The sequence below is a fragment of the Microbulbifer marinus genome, from assembly GCF_900107725.1.
Classification (GTDB): Bacteria; Pseudomonadota; Gammaproteobacteria; order Pseudomonadales; family Cellvibrionaceae; genus Microbulbifer; species Microbulbifer marinus.
Genome location: NZ_FNQO01000001.1, coordinates 559,541 through 574,987 on the forward strand (window position 1 = coordinate 559,541; position 15,447 = coordinate 574,987).

At 61.0% G+C, this 15,447-nt stretch carries 13 protein-coding genes; 5 read left to right on the forward strand and 8 right to left on the reverse strand.

The features are described from left to right. The first annotated feature begins 87 nt into the window (after positions 1 to 87). Entirely contained in the window at positions 88 to 585 is a 498-nt protein-coding gene (locus BLW36_RS02490) for an acyl-CoA thioesterase (protein WP_091384809.1), read from the forward strand. A gap of 24 nt (positions 586 to 609) precedes the next feature. Here the strand turns inward: BLW36_RS02490 and ccoG are convergent, their stop codons facing one another. Further along, on the reverse strand, positions 610 to 1,968 hold the full coding sequence (gene ccoG, locus BLW36_RS02495) for a cytochrome c oxidase accessory protein CcoG (RefSeq protein ID WP_091384811.1): 1,359 nt from the start codon (positions 1,966 to 1,968) through the stop codon (positions 610 to 612). Between the two features lie 116 nt (positions 1,969 to 2,084). Between ccoG and BLW36_RS02500 the strand changes: the two genes are divergently transcribed. Both BLW36_RS02500 and BLW36_RS02505 read left to right on the forward strand, forming a co-directional pair. Next, entirely contained in the window at positions 2,085 to 3,488 is a 1,404-nt protein-coding gene (locus BLW36_RS02500) for an aminotransferase-like domain-containing protein (protein WP_091384814.1), read from the forward strand. A gap of 116 nt (positions 3,489 to 3,604) precedes the next feature. Further along, positions 3,605 to 5,245 (forward strand): acetolactate synthase large subunit, encoded by a 1,641-nt coding sequence (locus BLW36_RS02505; protein WP_091384816.1) that lies wholly within the window; start codon positions 3,605 to 3,607, stop codon positions 5,243 to 5,245. 59 nt (positions 5,246 to 5,304) lie between these two features. On the opposite strand, the gene BLW36_RS02510 is transcribed toward BLW36_RS02505, so the two are convergent. The 7 genes from BLW36_RS02510 to BLW36_RS02540 all read right to left on the reverse strand — a co-directional run bounded on the left by BLW36_RS02510 (position 5,305) and on the right by BLW36_RS02540 (position 13,497). Further along, entirely contained in the window at positions 5,305 to 6,102 is a 798-nt protein-coding gene (locus BLW36_RS02510) for a CLCA_X family protein (protein WP_091384818.1), read from the reverse strand. An 80-nt stretch (positions 6,103 to 6,182) separates the two neighbouring features. Continuing rightward, positions 6,183 to 8,678: an ATP-dependent DNA helicase gene (locus tag BLW36_RS02515; RefSeq protein WP_244506103.1), complete on the reverse strand. Its 2,496-nt coding sequence runs from the start codon at positions 8,676 to 8,678 to the stop codon at positions 6,183 to 6,185. 17 nt (positions 8,679 to 8,695) lie between these two features. Further along, entirely contained in the window at positions 8,696 to 10,390 is a 1,695-nt protein-coding gene (locus BLW36_RS02520; protein WP_091384822.1) for a VRR-NUC domain-containing protein, read from the reverse strand. A 338-nt stretch (positions 10,391 to 10,728) separates the two neighbouring features. Then, positions 10,729 to 11,841 (reverse strand): 5-(carboxyamino)imidazole ribonucleotide synthase, encoded by a 1,113-nt coding sequence (locus tag BLW36_RS02525; protein WP_091384824.1) that lies wholly within the window; start codon positions 11,839 to 11,841, stop codon positions 10,729 to 10,731. Then, positions 11,841 to 12,338, reverse strand: coding sequence for a 5-(carboxyamino)imidazole ribonucleotide mutase (purE, locus tag BLW36_RS02530; RefSeq protein WP_170833094.1), 498 nt, complete (start codon positions 12,336 to 12,338; stop codon positions 11,841 to 11,843). Before purE ends, BLW36_RS02525 begins: the two co-directional genes overlap by 1 nt. Then, on the reverse strand, positions 12,338 to 13,267 hold the full coding sequence (locus tag BLW36_RS02535) for a sodium-dependent bicarbonate transport family permease (protein WP_091384827.1): 930 nt from the start codon (positions 13,265 to 13,267) through the stop codon (positions 12,338 to 12,340). The genes purE and BLW36_RS02535 overlap by 1 nt, the downstream gene beginning before the upstream one ends. 2 nt (positions 13,268 to 13,269) lie before the next feature. Beyond that, on the reverse strand, positions 13,270 to 13,497 hold the full coding sequence (locus BLW36_RS02540) for a hypothetical protein (protein ID WP_091384829.1): 228 nt from the start codon (positions 13,495 to 13,497) through the stop codon (positions 13,270 to 13,272). A gap of 120 nt (positions 13,498 to 13,617) precedes the next feature. Here BLW36_RS02540 and BLW36_RS02545 point away from each other — a divergent pair, with 120 nt between their 5' ends. Together BLW36_RS02545 and BLW36_RS02550 are read left to right on the forward strand one after the other, a co-directional pair. Further along, a complete protein-coding gene (locus BLW36_RS02545; RefSeq protein WP_244506105.1) occupies positions 13,618 to 14,556 on the forward strand; it encodes a LysR family transcriptional regulator in 939 nt (312 codons plus the stop codon). A 330-nt stretch (positions 14,557 to 14,886) separates the two neighbouring features. Beyond that, positions 14,887 to 15,441 carry a cytochrome b gene (locus BLW36_RS02550; RefSeq protein ID WP_091384831.1) on the forward strand — a complete coding sequence of 185 codons (555 nt, stop codon included), beginning with the start codon at positions 14,887 to 14,889 and terminating at the stop codon, positions 15,439 to 15,441. Positions 15,442 to 15,447 lie beyond the last annotated feature (6 nt).

Below are 15,447 nucleotides of genomic sequence, written 5' to 3' on the forward strand. Positions count from 1 at the left end.
GTGAATCGGATTCCTGTACTACGGCTTTATTTCTGTCGCTGTAATACCAGGTAGGGAAACTGCACGTTTGCGGCAGAAGGAGTGCTTATGGAAGCTCGCGAACACCAGCTCAGCATGAGTGTGCTGATGACGCCGGATATGGTCAATTTCACCGGCAAGGTGCATGGGGGAGAACTGTTGTCCTACCTGGACAAGGTGGCCTACGCGTGCGGCAGCCGCTATGCCGGCACCTACGTCGTGACGCTGTCGGTGGACAGGGTGATCTTTCGGCAACCGATTAATGTTGGCGAGCTGGTCACTTTTCTCGCTTCGGTAAATTACACCGGCAATACCTCGATGGAGATTGGCATCAAGGTCATTACCGAAGATATTCGCAACAGAATCGTGCGTCACACCAATAGCTGCTATTTCACGATGGTCGCCATCGACGATGACGGCAAACCGACGCCGGTACCGAAATTTGAACCGGAGACGGCGGTGCAACGGGAGCGTTTCGAGGCCGCGGTATTGCGCCGTGAACTATTGCGGGAGCAGGAGGCCGCGCACGATGCCATCAAGGCAAAAGTGCGCGGGCGCAAGCCGTGACCTCGCCCGGGCTAACCGTTTATTCTAGAAGGCCCGGTTCAGGAATGTCGTCTTCTTCGCTGTGGTCGCCGAACCGCCGTGAAAGTTAAAGGTCAGCTCCGCCATCGGTGCTGTTAGATCGCGGACGCAGATCCGGTACGGCAGCCAGTTGGCGCTGCTCTCGCCCAGGTCGATCTGGCGTGGGCCGAACAGCTGATAGTCTCCGGCGCCGGATATAGAAACCTCGACCGCGCTTTGGCCCTCGATGAATCCCTCGACTTTGATGCGGTAATTGTTGCAAACCGTGCGCTCATCCAGCCGCGTAAACAAGGTGCCTCGATCACGCCTGATCTCTACCAGCAGCTTGGTGGTGTCGGCGAAGCCAGCCAGTACCGCGCCGAAGGCACAGACCATGACGGCACCATATCCAGCCAGGCGAGGGCGGAGGAAGCGGCCGTCCTTGCCCGCCAACTGGGATTCGGAGGCGAAACGGATCAGTCCCCTCGGCCGCCTGACCTTGTCCATTACGCTGTCACAGGCGTCGATACAGGCCCCGCAATCGATACAGGCGGCCTGCAGCCCATCGCGAATATCGATCCCAGCCGGGCAAACCTGCACACACAGGCCGCAGTCGACGCAGTCACCGCTGTTGGCAGCGCCGCTACGCAGGCTGGCACGGGGTTCGCCGCGGCGCGCGTCGTAACTGACGGTCTGCGTATCGCCGTCAAACATCACGCTCTGGAAGCGCGAGTAGGGGCAGGCGTGCAGACAGATCTGTTCACGGACAAGGCCCGCATTGGCGTACGTCAGCGCCGCCATCAGCAGCAGCCAGCCGGTCACCGATGCCGACAGCTGCAGCTGCATGCTGTCCGCCACTATCTCGCGGATCGGAATGAAATAGCCGGTGAAGGTGGCCGCGGTGGCGAGTGCCAGCAGTATCCACAGCAGGTGTTTTGCAATTCGCCGCAGGAGCCGTATTCCCGTCAGCGGCTGGCCTTCCTGTCGGGCTCTCTTGCTCGCCCTGCCTTCCGTCAGGTCCTCGATGCGGATAAACAGCCAGGTCCAGATGCTCTGCGGGCAGGCAAAGCCGCACCAGACACGGCCCCAGGCAACTGCGAGGAAGAACAGCAGGCAGGCCGCGGCGATCAGCAGCCCGGCCAGCAACGACAGATCGCGCCAGGACAGGGCGCTGCCAAACAGGATGATGCGGCGCTGCTCAAACGAGAACAGCAGCCAGGGCTGGCCGTCGAACTGCACCCACACCAGCCCGAAGAACAGCGCGAGCAGTGGCCAGCTGATCAGGCGCCGGAGATTCTGGAAACGACCACTGGTGAGTCGTACATGAAACTTGCCGTCTTTGGCTCGGGTGGGCGTGAAATCTTGGACTACTGGGATTTGTTCCATCGCGGCGATCTTGCTCGGTGTCTGATGGCCGGCAGACTACGACTATCGGCTCGATAGGGTCAGGCCCAAAAAAATCAAATACAATAGGTACAGATTTGCGGGGTGGAGAAGCGTAGATGGCGCAGAATTTCCGTTATCAGCAGCTGGAGGCCTGGTTGCTGCGGGGTATCGAGGAGCAGCGCTGGCGGGAGGGGGAGCGGCTGCCGTCAATCCGGACCCTATGCCGGGAGCACGCGGTTTCAAAGGCGACGGTGCAGCATGCACTGCAAAGGCTGGAAGCGCGCGGGCTGGTGGAGGCGCGCGCGAAAGCGGGCCACTTCGTGTCACCGCGAGGGGTCGCGGCCAGACAGCCTCTCAGCCGGGCGCGCATCGAGGCGCCACGGCCGGTTACTGCCGGCGATCTGCTGCTGGATATCATGGGCAGGGGTGCGGCCTTCGACCTGCTGCCCGACCATCACGGCGGAGACCTGCCAGCGGGTATTGTCGCGTTGAATCGCTCGATCGGCCGGGCCCTCAGGCGCCAGAGCGGTGACGATTTCCAGTATTACGATACCCCTGCCGGTGACACCGGCCTCCGCGAGCAGCTGGCACTGCACCTGTCCCGGCGGGGGGCCAGGTTGGAGCCGGATCAACTCTGCATCACCTCCGGGTGTCAGCATGCGCTGTTTCTGGCACTGATGGCCTGCTGCGAGCGCGGCGATGTGGTCGCGGTGGAATCGCCCGGATTTTACGGTGTGATGCAGTTAATCGAGCAGCTCGACCTGCAGGTAGTCGAAATCCCCACTTCCAGCGAAAGCGGCATGGATATCGATGCGCTGACAGAGGTACTGCAACGCTGGAAGGTGAGGGCCTGTGTCGTCTCACCGGCATTCGCCACACCCAGTGGCGCCTCGATGACCGACGCCGCCAAACAACACTTACTGGAACTGGCACAAAAGCATGACCTGGCCGTGATCGAGGACGATATCTACGCGGACACCGCTTTCGGCCCGGTACCGGATCCACTGAAAAGCTTCGATAGCGACAATCGGGTGATCCTGTGCAGTTCCTTCTCGAAGAATCTTTCCCGTGACCTGCGCCTTGGATGGATTTCGGGCGCGCGTTGGCACGGCCGGATTCTGCACCTCAAGCTGGTGACTCAATTGGCCAGCAGCCGCTATCTTCAGCAGGGCGTGGCGGAGTTCATCGCCGACGGCGGCTTCGCTGCTCACCTGCGCCGCCTGCGCAATGACCTGCAGGGGCGGCGGGATCGTTTGCTGGCACTGTTGCACACCTGGCCGGGCGACGTCCGCGTAAGTGTGCCGCAAGGGGGGCTGGCGGCCTGGGTCGAACTGCCGGATACAGTGGATACGCTGGCGGTCTATCCGCAGGCGTTGGAGCAGGGCATTGTCATCACGCCCGGGCCTCTATTCTGTGTTTCAGGGCAGTTTAAAAACTGCCTTCGCATCAGCTTTGCCCATCCGTGGGACGATGCGCGAGTAGCGGCGCTAGGGCGGCTACCGGACCTGTTGTTGAAGTAGTTGATAACTGCGCAGCGGCGAACGTGTAATTGCGGTAACTTGGTGGGTTGTGCACTAGTGGCCTGTACGCTGGCTTTTTGACAGCCGATAGGGCAGCCAATACTGAGGACTTGTTAATGAAAGCATCTGATCTGTTCGTTCGGGCTCTGGAAGCGGAAGGCGTCGAGTACGTGTTTGCCATTCCCGGTGAAGAGAACCTCGACTTGCTGGAGTCCCTGCGCGGATCGAAGATTGAGCTCGTCGTGACGCGTCACGAACAGGCGGCCGGTTTTATGGCGGCCACTTACGGCCGCCTCACCGGCAATTCCGGCGTCTGCCTATCGACGCTGGGCCCCGGCGCGACGAACCTGGTGACGGCGGCCGCCTACGCGCAACTCGGTGGCATGCCGATGGTAATGGTCACGGGGCAGAAGCCGATCAAGAGCTCCAAGCAGGGACAGTTTCAGATCATCGATATCGTCGACATGATGCAGCCGCTGACCAAGTTCACCAAAACCATCGTCAGTGGTGACAATATCCCCGCCCATATCCGTGAGGCCTTTCGCCAGGCGGAGGAGGAGCGCCCCGGCGCCACCCATCTGGAACTGCCGGAGGATATCGCCCATGAGCACTCGACCATGCCGGTGCTCGAACCGAGCTACACGCGGCGCCCCATCGCCGAGGAAAAAGCCATCCGCCAGGCGGCGGAAGCGATTGCCGCTGCGCGCCAGCCGCTGCTGCTGATCGGCGCCGGCGCCAACCGCAAGCTGACCGCCAAGATGCTGCGTGAGTTTGTCGAGAAGCTGGGCATTCCCGCGGTCACCACCCAGATGGGCAAGGGCGTAATCGACGAAGCCGGCCCGCACTTTATCGGTAACACGGCCCTGTCCGATGGCGACTTCGTCCATCGCGCTATCGACCAAGCCGACCTGATTATCAATGTCGGCCACGACGTCGTCGAAAAGCCGCCTTTTTTCATGCGCCCCGGTGGCGCGGCGGTGGTGCATGTCAATTTCAATTCCGCCCAGGTGGACCCGGTCTATTTTCCGCAGATTGAGGTGGTCGGCGATATTGCCAACAGCCTGTGGCAATTGAAGGAGCAGCTGGAGCCGCAGGAGCACTGGAGCTTTGCCGACGCGCATCGTATCCGTGACGCGCTGCAACGGCATATTTCCGAAGGCTGCGACGACGACGGCTTTCCGGTTCGTCCGCAGCGCCTGGTCAAAGAGGTTCGCGATGTGATGCCGGAGGACGGCATCATTGCGCTGGACAACGGTATGTACAAGATCTGGTTTGCACGGAACTATCCTGCACACGCCCCGAATACGGTACTGCTCGATAATGCGCTGGCGACGATGGGGGCCGGTTTGCCCTCTGCGATGGCGGCCAAGCTGGTCTATCCGGAACGCAAGGTGATGGCGATCTGCGGCGACGGCGGCTTCATGATGAACTCGCAGGAAATGGAAACTGCCGTGCGATTGCAGATGGACCTGATAGTCCTGCTGCTGCGCGACGACGGCTACGGCATGATCAAGTGGAAACAGTCACAGATGGATTTCCACGATTTCGGCCTCGACTTCGGCAACCCGGACTTTGTCGCCTACGCGAAGGCCTACGGCGCTCACGGTCACCGGATTGACGGCACTGGCGAGCTGAAACCGCTGATCGAAAAGTGCTTCGCGGAAGGCGGTGTGCACCTGATCGATGTGCCGGTGGATTACAGCGATAACGAGCGCATTCTGAACCGGGAAATACTCGAGCTATCGAGAAAACTGTAAGAGCTGACCACTGAAAACAGGGTCGCCGCAGCTCTCGCGATGACCCTGTGCGACCGCCCTCAAGCCTGCCGGTGCGAACCCTGCAAATTCGCCTGCAGGGCCCTGCCCAGACAAGTGAAATACTCTGTGAACGCCGCATTGATACGCTGCCGCTGACGACCGCTCGGGTAGAGACCGAGACGTGCTTCTTCCGTGGCCTTGGTTCCGCAGACAAGAAAATTGTTGCTGATGCTGGCGTCCTGTACGAATGCCTCGAAGGCCCGCGCGCACAACTCTGCCGGATCACTGTAATACACACAGCCGTTGGCTTTATCGGCCTGGCAGGAAATCCGGAACAGTTCGCTCGGTTCCTCGCCGTCCTCGTCGAGCATAATGCTCCTGAAGCAGGCGAACAGGCGATCATTGATAGGGTGGGGCACCGGGGTGGCGTCGCGTAGCCACGCCTCCGAGGCGTACATAGTCCCGGATGTGTCGCTGAAGGCTTTGTCGGCGAGATAGTGGTCGAGTGCGTGAAACCACTCGTGCGCAATCGAGCCGGGCCCGGCATTTTTCGCCAGGGAGAATGTTCTGGTTGCGGGCTCATAGAACGCCAGCATTCCCGGGCGGCCGCCAATACCGTACTGAAACGACAGTGTCGCGCGCAGGGAGATCAGCACTTCGGGCCCCCGCAGTATCGACATCAGGTCGGCGAGCGCATCGTAAAACAGGCCGGCCGCACGATCGCGCTCCGCTTGCGTGACCCAGCGACCGATACTGATTGACCTGAAGCCAAACTTTCTCCTGACATCGGCAAAGGTGACCGGCTGCTGGTCACGTTGAATGGGGCCGCGGCGGTAAAACTGTCGGGATGACACCATAAGTCTGGACGTGCTGGAGGGTGTAAATCAGGCTCGAAACTGTATATTAATACAGCCTTGTTGCGCAACGACGGCGCCATTTAGCCGTTGTGTACCGGTTGCCAGAACCGGTGTAGGGCGTCAGACAGCGCCTCGCCGCTTCCGCAGGTCCGCAGTTGCCAGTGGTCGGGGTACAGGGCCCGGTAAAAAGGGTCCGCGAAGCGGTAATCCGCCAGTATCACCACGCCGCGGTCGGCCTCGCTGCGAATCACCCTGCCGGCGGTCTGCAGCACCCGGGTCATACCCGGGTAGCGATAGGCAATATCGAAGCCGTTAGTGGCCGCGTGAGAGTCGCCCGCATCGCAGGCCCGGCGCAACAGTTCCTGCTCCTCGTTGACCTGTGGCAGGCCCACGCCCACCACAATGGTGCCGATCAGCCGTTCCCCCACATAGTCGACGCCTTCGCCGAAGACGCCGCCCATAATCGCAAAGCCCAGGCTCTGGCGGCCTTCGCTAAAGCGTTCCAGGAATGCGGCGCGCTCGCGGTCACTGCTGCCGGACTCTTGCTGAACCAGCGCAATATCCGGAAAACGCTCGCTGAAGCGCGCTGCCACCTGTTGCAGGAAGCGATAGGAGGGGAAGAACACCAGGTAATTGCCCGGTCGACTCTGATACACGCGGAACACCATTTCCACCAGCGCATCGGTGGCCCGGTTCCTGGCCCGATAACGGGTATCCACATAGGGGCACAGGTAAACACCCAGCTGTTCGGGCCGGAATGGCGATGGCAGCGCGAGGTAGGGCGACTGTGCCCCCAGTCCCAGCTGGCCGGTGATATAACTGGCGGGCCGCAGTGTGGCGGAGAAGGCAATCACCGCGTGAAACTGTTGGTAACACTGCTGCAGGTAGTCGGCCGCATTCAGGCACAGCAGTTTCAGTTCGTGCTCCTGCCAGGGCGGCTGCCGGGTTTCCGCCCGGGTCAGGCAGCGGTGCTGATCCGCCAGCAACTGCTCTATCGTCAGGTAGCGGTACAGCGTGCTCAACCATTCCGCGATCGCCTCAGGCGGCGACTGTGACTGCTCCCACAACTGGCTGACTATCGCCATCACTTTATGGGCTGCACGGCTGATCGCCGTCGGGCGGTGGTCGGCGTCTGACAACGGTGTAACCCAAGTCTCGGTGTCCCGGTTCGCTTGTGTTGCTGTGTCGTTTTGCCGGCATTCCGCAATCCATTTGTCGAGAGCCTTTACCAGAGACTGAATGCTGCGGCGCAGCGTCGGATGCGAACCTTTACAGGCTGCCGCGGCACGTCGGCTGTCACTGCGTCGCAGCGCAGCGCTGTACATTGCCCGCGCGCGGTCGCCGAGGTTGTGGGCTTCGTCTATCAGCAGTGCCCGCCGCTGGCGCTGGTCCTGCAGGGCCGCCATGCGCACCAGCGGATCGAATACATAATTGAAATCGCACACGACCAGGTCGACCCAGGGCAGCATCTGCAGCGACAGCTCGAACGGGCACAGCTGCAGGCGGTCCGCCACCTGCGCCACCACCGCCGGCGTTATCAGCGGCTCGCCAAGGAGTTCGCGGCGTGCTTCGGGCAGGCGATCGAAGAATCCCCGGGTGCGCGGGCAGATACCATCGGCATCGCGGCTGCACAGGCCCAAGCGGCAGGCGCAGGTCTTGTCGCGCGCCTGGATTTCGAGCACCGACAGATACAGCCCTTTTTCGTGCAGTCGCGCCGCTGTTTCGCGCACTACCTGGCGACCGGAGTTCTTCGCGGTCAGGTATACCAGCTGGTCCACCTGGGCCTCGCCGATGGCCTTGATGGCCGGGAACAGCGTGCTGACGGTCTTGCCGATACCGGTGGGTGCTTCCACCACCAGCTCGCCGCCGTCGCGCAGGCAGCGGTAGGCCGCCACCGCCAGTTCCCGCTGGCCGGGACGGTAATCGTTGAACGGAAACGCGAGCGCCCGGGCCGAAGCTTTCACCCGCTGGCGATGCTGCTGCCAGCTTCGGTGCCACTGGATATATTCTCTCAACGCCACACGGGTAAAAGCTTCCAGTTCCGCCCAGTTGAACTCGAGTAACTCCGGATATGTCTTTTTCTCTTTGAGGTTGTGCCACAACATCTGCAGCGCGACACGGTCGTCAGCGGGGCCTGATTGGTCGGCGTCAGCCCGTTGCTGCAGCAGGTAACAGAAGCCGTAGACTTTCAGCTGGGCCCAATGCAGCTGCCGTACCGAATCCGGTAATTTATCGGGCGGGCAGTAGGTGGTCTTGATTTCGTCGAGTTGTACCGGCCGGTGCAAATCTGTCTGCGGATGCAGGATATCCACCCGGCCGCCGAGGGTTAGTGTCTGTCCCTCACATTGCCATTGCACCTCCAGCCGGTACTCGGCCTCGCTACCCGGCGGGCGCTGTTTCTGCAATTTCTGATGCGCGCGAATGCCTTCCTGAGCCGTAGGTCCAGAAGGACCATCGCCGACCAGGTCGCCGCGACGGCACGCAAACGCCACCAGCTCGCCGACCGACACCCGCAGGGTTGCGCTGTCGCAGAGGGAGGTTGTGCTGTCTCGCTCGGGTGCCGTCGCTCCGCTCACGGCTGTTTCCACCCCGCTCATGGCTGTTGCCACTCAACATGTAACACCCGGTGGGGGATCTGGTGCCGGGCGAAATACGCCAGCCAGCGCTGCTGGTTCTGCTGCAGGCGATCGCCGGGACCTTTTACCTCCACCAGCTCGTAACCACCGGCTGCCGGAAACAGAATCAGATCCGGGAGACCGTTGCGGTGGTGGGCGATATCGCCGAGCAGGCGCTCGAAAATCCGCCGCCAGTGTTCGGCCGGAATGCGCGCGAGTGCCAGTGCCAGCAAGGGCTCTGGCAGGGCTTCCCAAGCTGCCAGCGGATTGGCGATACCGTATTTCTCGCGATAGTTCCGCCACACCCGTTGCGCCAAGTTCTCGCTGTCGAGTTCGGCCAGACGCTGTTCGAAAACCGCCCGCCGTTGCGGATAAAAGTCTGGTGTACGGAAGTCGCTGGGCGCCACCTGGAATGGGTTGAAGAATGCCCCAGGAACCGGGCTGAACAGGATGTCCCACACATAGAGCCCGAGCACGCCGTTGAACAGGGTGTTCTCCACGTAGAAACACCGGTGGGCAAGTTGGCCGGCTTCTACGTCGGGTGACGCTTGTTCCAGGAATGCGGCGGCCAACAGTTCCACCCGCTCCGGCGCCGGTGGCAGCGTAACGGTTTCCGTCGGCGGCTGATATTTGGCCGGTGGCTGCCAGCCAGCCAGTCGCCGTGCCTTTTTTGCCGTTCGGTAGCCGAAGCTCTCGGCAAATACCCGCTCGGCTTCATTGTGGGGCGCGGCGAGGATTTCCCGGCACAGCACCAGCCCCGTATCGATATCGCCGCGTTTGACGGCGATCCGTGCGCGGCGCTCCCGCGCGGGTGGCCGAGCGCAGCACTGGTACAGCTGATCTGCCGCCTCGAGGGCCTCCAGTCGCTCCAGCTGCCGGGCCAGCGTCAGCCGTAGCCGGTCCAGCCGCCGGTGCAGGGTGGCATCATTGTCGATGCCGTCGGGTAGCTGCTCCGCCAGCGCCTGTATCTCCTCGGCTCCGGCCTCAAGAGCAGTTTCCAACTGCTCCAGGCAGTCGTAATAGCGCAGGTGCTGGTCGATCTGTGCGCGACTCTGGAACGGCAGGTTTTCCCCGTCCAACGGATATTTCTCATAGCGGTAGAGCCCCAGATCCCGCAACACATAGTCGGTCAGGTCCTGGTTCAGGTTGCCGAAGAAGCACAGCTTGAAGGTCTCGAAATGCCCCGCCGCCTGAACCGCCAGCAGGGTGTCCGCGGCGGTCAGGGCACCCTGCAGTGCCGGTGATTCCGACTCCTGCTGCAGCAGGGCCTGTTCCACGGCCGGCCGTTTCAGCGATTGGGGCAGGGGAGTGGAGCTAAGGGCCAGCAACTCGGCTTTGCTGAACAGTGGCAGGTATTCGTGTAGCGCCAAGACCGGATCACGCTGCAGCAGGCCGCCCTCCACCAGCTGGTGCGCCGCCTGAGCCAGGTCATCGATCTCGGCATAGTTCAGTTTGCCGAGCCGGAACAGTGCACCCCGGGAGGACGGCACGCCCTTGCGCGACAGCAGCCGCACATACAGCCGCTGGCTGTCGAGTTCCAGCGCCTCGAACTTGGTGTAAAACTCCAGCTCCGCCGCTGACAGCAGCCGCTCATACCGGGCCACGACAAAATCCACCAGGGCGCGGAAGTTGCTCAGGTAGTAATCCGGTGCGAGTTCAATGGCTTCAACCATGGGGTACTGCGTGGGTGTTGCTGTCGTGACGGTTTGTTCCGGGAGCGGGGCGCCGCTCAGGGGCTGTATGGTTATACAGGATGTGGCGGATTCGGACAAACCCGGGAAGGCGACCGGGCGGCCACTCCGATATCGAGGGGAGGGTGGCTTGCTGCCGCAGCAGCAGCCGGCTGTGACCCTAGTCGGACAACGGGAGCAGCTTGGCCCGGTTGAGATTCAAGCGGTGGTGTGTTGTGGAACAGCCGGCCCGCTCGCCGCGGCAGCTAATGCTGACGATGAGCCCGAGCTATCGAGGGATCTTTCCATCCCCGTTAAGTCCGGCGGGCCGACTTCTGTCCTCAGGCCGTTTGATAGATCAGGTCAATGGCCTTTTGTGCTGCATCTCTAAGCTTGGCCATATCCTCGCTCTGCAACAACATATGGCCCATTTTCCGCCGCGGCTTCAGGGTCTTACCGTAAAGCGTGATATTGGTGGCGCTCTGCTTCACCGCATCGGGCACGACATCGACACCGAGCAGGTTGATCATCGCTGTGGGGCGGTCAGCGCTTGTGCTGCCCAGGGGCAAATCGAGAATGGCGCGCACGTGATTTTCGAACTGACTGGTGGCCGCGCCACCCAGAGTCCAGTGGCCACTATTGTGAACGCGCGGTGCCAGTTCGTTGACGAGCAAGCCCTCGTCGGTGGCAAAGCACTCCATCGCCAGCGCGCCGACATAATCCCAGTCGTTCAGCAGTTTCGTCAGATAGGATTCCGCCGCGCGCATTGTCTCATCCGATGCTGCGGCCGCGGGCGCCAGTGACAGCAGCAGTGTACCGTCCTGGTGATGATTTTCCGCCAACGGGTAAATCTTGACTTCGCCGCTACGGGAGCGCGCGCCGATCAGCGAGATCTCGCGAATAAAGTTCACTCCCTTCTCGACGACATAGGCATCCGGCTTGATGACTTCAGAAAGGCTGCCCAGCTGTTCCGGGTTGTCCACGCGCCACTGGTTCTTGCCGTCGTAACCGTTTTCGCAGCTCTTGATAAATGCCGGGTAGCCCAGGGATTCGATCGCCCGGCAGATTTCCTCATAGCTGTTCGCGGGCAGGAACGGGGCGACCGGTATGCCGCTCTCGACCAGCGCCTGTTTCTCGCGCAGGCGGTGCTGGGTATCTGCCAGGGCGTCCGGCCGCGGGAATACCGGGCAAAACTGTTCGAGTTCTCGTAGCAGGGGAACCTGTACCTGCTCCCGCTCGGCAGTAATGACTTCGGGATTGCCGAGAGCCTGATACAGGGCTTCCGCGGAGTCAAAGGCCTCTGCGTGTACTATCTCACCCAGCCCTTCGACACAGCCCGTGCTCTCGCCATGCTCGGCAACAAAACTGAATTCGATCCCCAGTGGTCGCCCTTCCCTGGCCATCATCTGTGCCAGCTGTCCGCAGCCGACGATTGCCACTCGTCTTGTCGCCATTATTCCACCTCGAAAGGAACCTGAGCACTCTGGCGTTCGCGCCAGTCAATCAGACGCTGTTGCAGCTCCGGATCCGCCAGGGACAGGATCTGTGCCGCCATCAAGCCGGCGTTGAAAGCACCAGAGGCACCAACGGCCTGGGTGGCCACTGCTACGCCCTTCGGCATCTGCACGATGGAAAGCAGGCTGTCGAGGCCTGTATTGAACTTGCTTTCCACGGGCACGCCGATCACCGGTAGCGGCGTCATGGCGGCGATCATGCCCGGCAGGTGCGCAGAGCCGCCGGCGCCGGCGATAATCACTTCTGTGCCTTCCTCACGCGCGCGAGTGGCGAACTCGACTAAACGCTGGGGGGTGCGGTGAGCCGAGACAACGGCCGTGGCAAACGGCACCTCGAGTTCCTTTAGCGGCGTGGTGGCATTGCGCAAAGTGGGCCAGTCGGACTGTGAGCCCATTACGATGGTGACTTTTTCGAAAGGCAATTGATTCACGTCCATTAACTCCAGTGTTGAACGAGCGCCAGATAGACCGGAATGGCCACCAGCACATTAAAGGGAAAGGTAATCGCCAGGGACAGGGTGATCGACACACTGGCATTGGCCTGCGGTAGAGCTACGGCCAGAGCCGCCGGCACCGCAATGTAGGAAGCGCTGCTGCCGAGCACGGCGAGCAGGAATATACCACCCGGTGACAGCCCCAGCAGCACCGCGAGTGCAGCACCGCCGGCGGCGCCGATCAGTGGCATCAGGATACCAAAACTCAACAGAAAGGCACCCTGGGCGCGAACATCCGGCAGCTTTTCGGCTGCGACCCGGCCCATTTCGAGCAGGAACAGCGCCAGTACGCCGTGGAAGAGGTTACCGAAAAATGGCATCACCGAGGCGGTGCGCTCCCCGGCCCAGGCACCGATGGCGATCCCCCCCAAAAGCAACAGCACGCCCTGGTTGAACGCAATTTCATGGCCGACCTTTTTCCAGTTAGCGTCGGCAACGGCGCCACGTGCCAGGAGAATGCCCACCAGGATCGCCGGAACTTCCAGCAATGCAACGAACAGGGGGAAGTAGCCTTCGTAGTCAATCCCGCGTGAACTCAGCAGGGCCACTGCGACGGCATAAGTCGCCACACTGACCGAGCCGTAGTGGGCCGCCGCGGCCGCGGCATCCACACGCGACCAGCGGCCAATCCAGTACAGAATGGGAAATGCGACTAGCGGCAGCAAGGCCCCGAAGACCACCACGGCCAGAGACTGGGGCAGCAGAGTCGCGGCGGAGTAAGAGCTGAGCGCAGCGCCGCCTTTCAGGCCGATTGCGATCAGCAGAAAGATCACACAGCTTTTATAAAGCCCGGCTGGCAGCCGGAGATCGCTGCGCACGAGCTGGGCGAAGGCGCCCAGGATGAAGAAGCCGACGACTATATCCAGCTGCATGCTCAGTGCCCCTGTTGGCGGGCAGGCGGGGAGTTGCGGAGGTTTCCAAGCCGCAAGGCTGCTAGCGGCGTGCGGTGCTGCGCTAGCCAATAGGCGCCGTTCGCCAGCAGGATCAGCAGCCCCACTGCTGCCAGGGAGCCGTCGGCGATGCCACTACTGGTCAGCACCACTCCCATGGCCGATACTACGGCGCCGACCGCCATGCCAAACAAGAATTGTGCTTTAACCATCTGCAAGCCTCACTTTTGCCCAACCGTCGAGTGGGGCGCATTATGGTCGTCATCGATAATAGATAAAAATAGATATTCAAGATACTATCCATAGATACGTATCTATATATGGTGAATGCTATGGCCCGCCACCGCGCGCACACCCGAATCGGCACGGCCCGCCAGATGGAGATTTTGCTAACCGTTTACGAGGAGCGCAGCATCAGTGCCGCGGCCAGGTCCCTGCATTTGACCCAGCCCAGCGTGTCGATGCAGCTGGCAAAACTCGCCGACGCCGTGGGCCTGCCGCTGTACTACGCGATGGGCAAGCAATTGCGCTTTACCGAGGCCGGTTTGGCGTTAGTGGAGAGTGCGCGCGAGATCCTCAAGTGCTACGAGTATCTCGACCTGAAACTGGCCAGCTTGCGCGGGGTGGAAGCAGGGACCCTGCAGTTGGCGGTCGTGACCACGGCCAAATACTTTATTCCGCACCTGATCGGTGACTACTACGAGAAGCATGCCAATCTCGATATTCGCTTCAAGGTGGGCAATCGCCAGCAGATCATTGACCGCACCGAACGAGACGAGGACGATTTCTATGTCTTCAGTCACCCGCCGGAAAATCCCGATCTTGAGCTGGTGGAGTTTCTGCCAAACCGCCTGCTGGCCATTGCGCCGGCAAACCATCCTCTGGCCGACCAGAAAAATATCCCCCTGACAGAGTTCGCCCGCAGTCCCTTCCTGCGCCGTGAGGAAGGGTCGGGCACTCGCCATGCCATCGAGCGCTTTCTCGCGCGCGAAAAGGCAACACTCAATGTTCGTATGACCATTGAGAGCAACGAGGCCATCAAACACGCGGTCATGTCCGGACTCGGTGTCTCCATACTTTCAGAGCACACCCTGTCTTTCGGTGGCAGTGCCGGCTTGGCCGTGCTCGATGTACAGCGACTGCCCATCATTACGCACTGGTATCTGGCCCGGCGCAAATCCCGACCCTTATCGCCGGCGGCACAGGGCTTCCTCGAGTACGCCCGCAATCTCGGCAATCTGCCGCTCGACCCGGATTTCCCTAAGGCGTAATGCCTTCCCAATCGAGAGAACTGTGTCCGCACCTGTGCGGGCATCGTAATTCCATGGCGCCGAATCAGGGTGGGGGCTATGTACCGTATCTAGTGTGATATGTTTACCCGGGCACTGGCTGCTTCTTATGCGGTGGCGGTGATGTCTCCACTGCGTTAAACAGTTGAACACCAAGCCAATCTTTTACCGAGGTCCGGGTGTAGCGGCATAGTAAATGGTTCATATCGTGCCCGGCATCGCAGATCCAGTGAAGTTGCAGCTAAAGCGAGCACAAACGAGGCGTGCAAATATGCGAGATCAGTATCTGATCGGCCGGTGCGATCGATAGCAATGCTCGTGAACACGGATCAGCAATACGGTGCCGTTGCCATTGCGCTTCATTGGTTTATGGCGGTATTGCTTGTTGCGCTCATCGTGCTGGGTCTCTACGTGAGCGACCTGCCCGACGTCGGGTTCAACAAGCAAAAAATCCTGCTTATTCTCTATCATAAAGAATACGGCATGCTAGCGCTGGGGCTAGCCGTGGTTCGACTGGCTTGGCGCATTGGCAACGTGCTGCCGGTGCTGGTTGAAAATATTCCTGACTGGCAGAAGGTGGCTGCGCGGTTTGTCCATCTCTCTTTTTACGGCTTGATGTTCGCCTTGCCGATTACCGGGTGGCTGATGTCTTCCGCCGCGAGTATCCCGGTGTACGTCTTTGGTGTCAGGCTGCCGGATTTAATTGGACACAATGAGCACCTGTTCCAGGTGTTCATCGAGGTTCATAAGTGGCTGAGCTATGCATTGATCGGCTTTATTCTGGTGCACGCGGGAGCGGCGTTAAGGCACCATTTCCTTTGCCGGGATGACACACTGAAAAAGATCCTGCCCGGAAAACGTAGATAGGCCGCG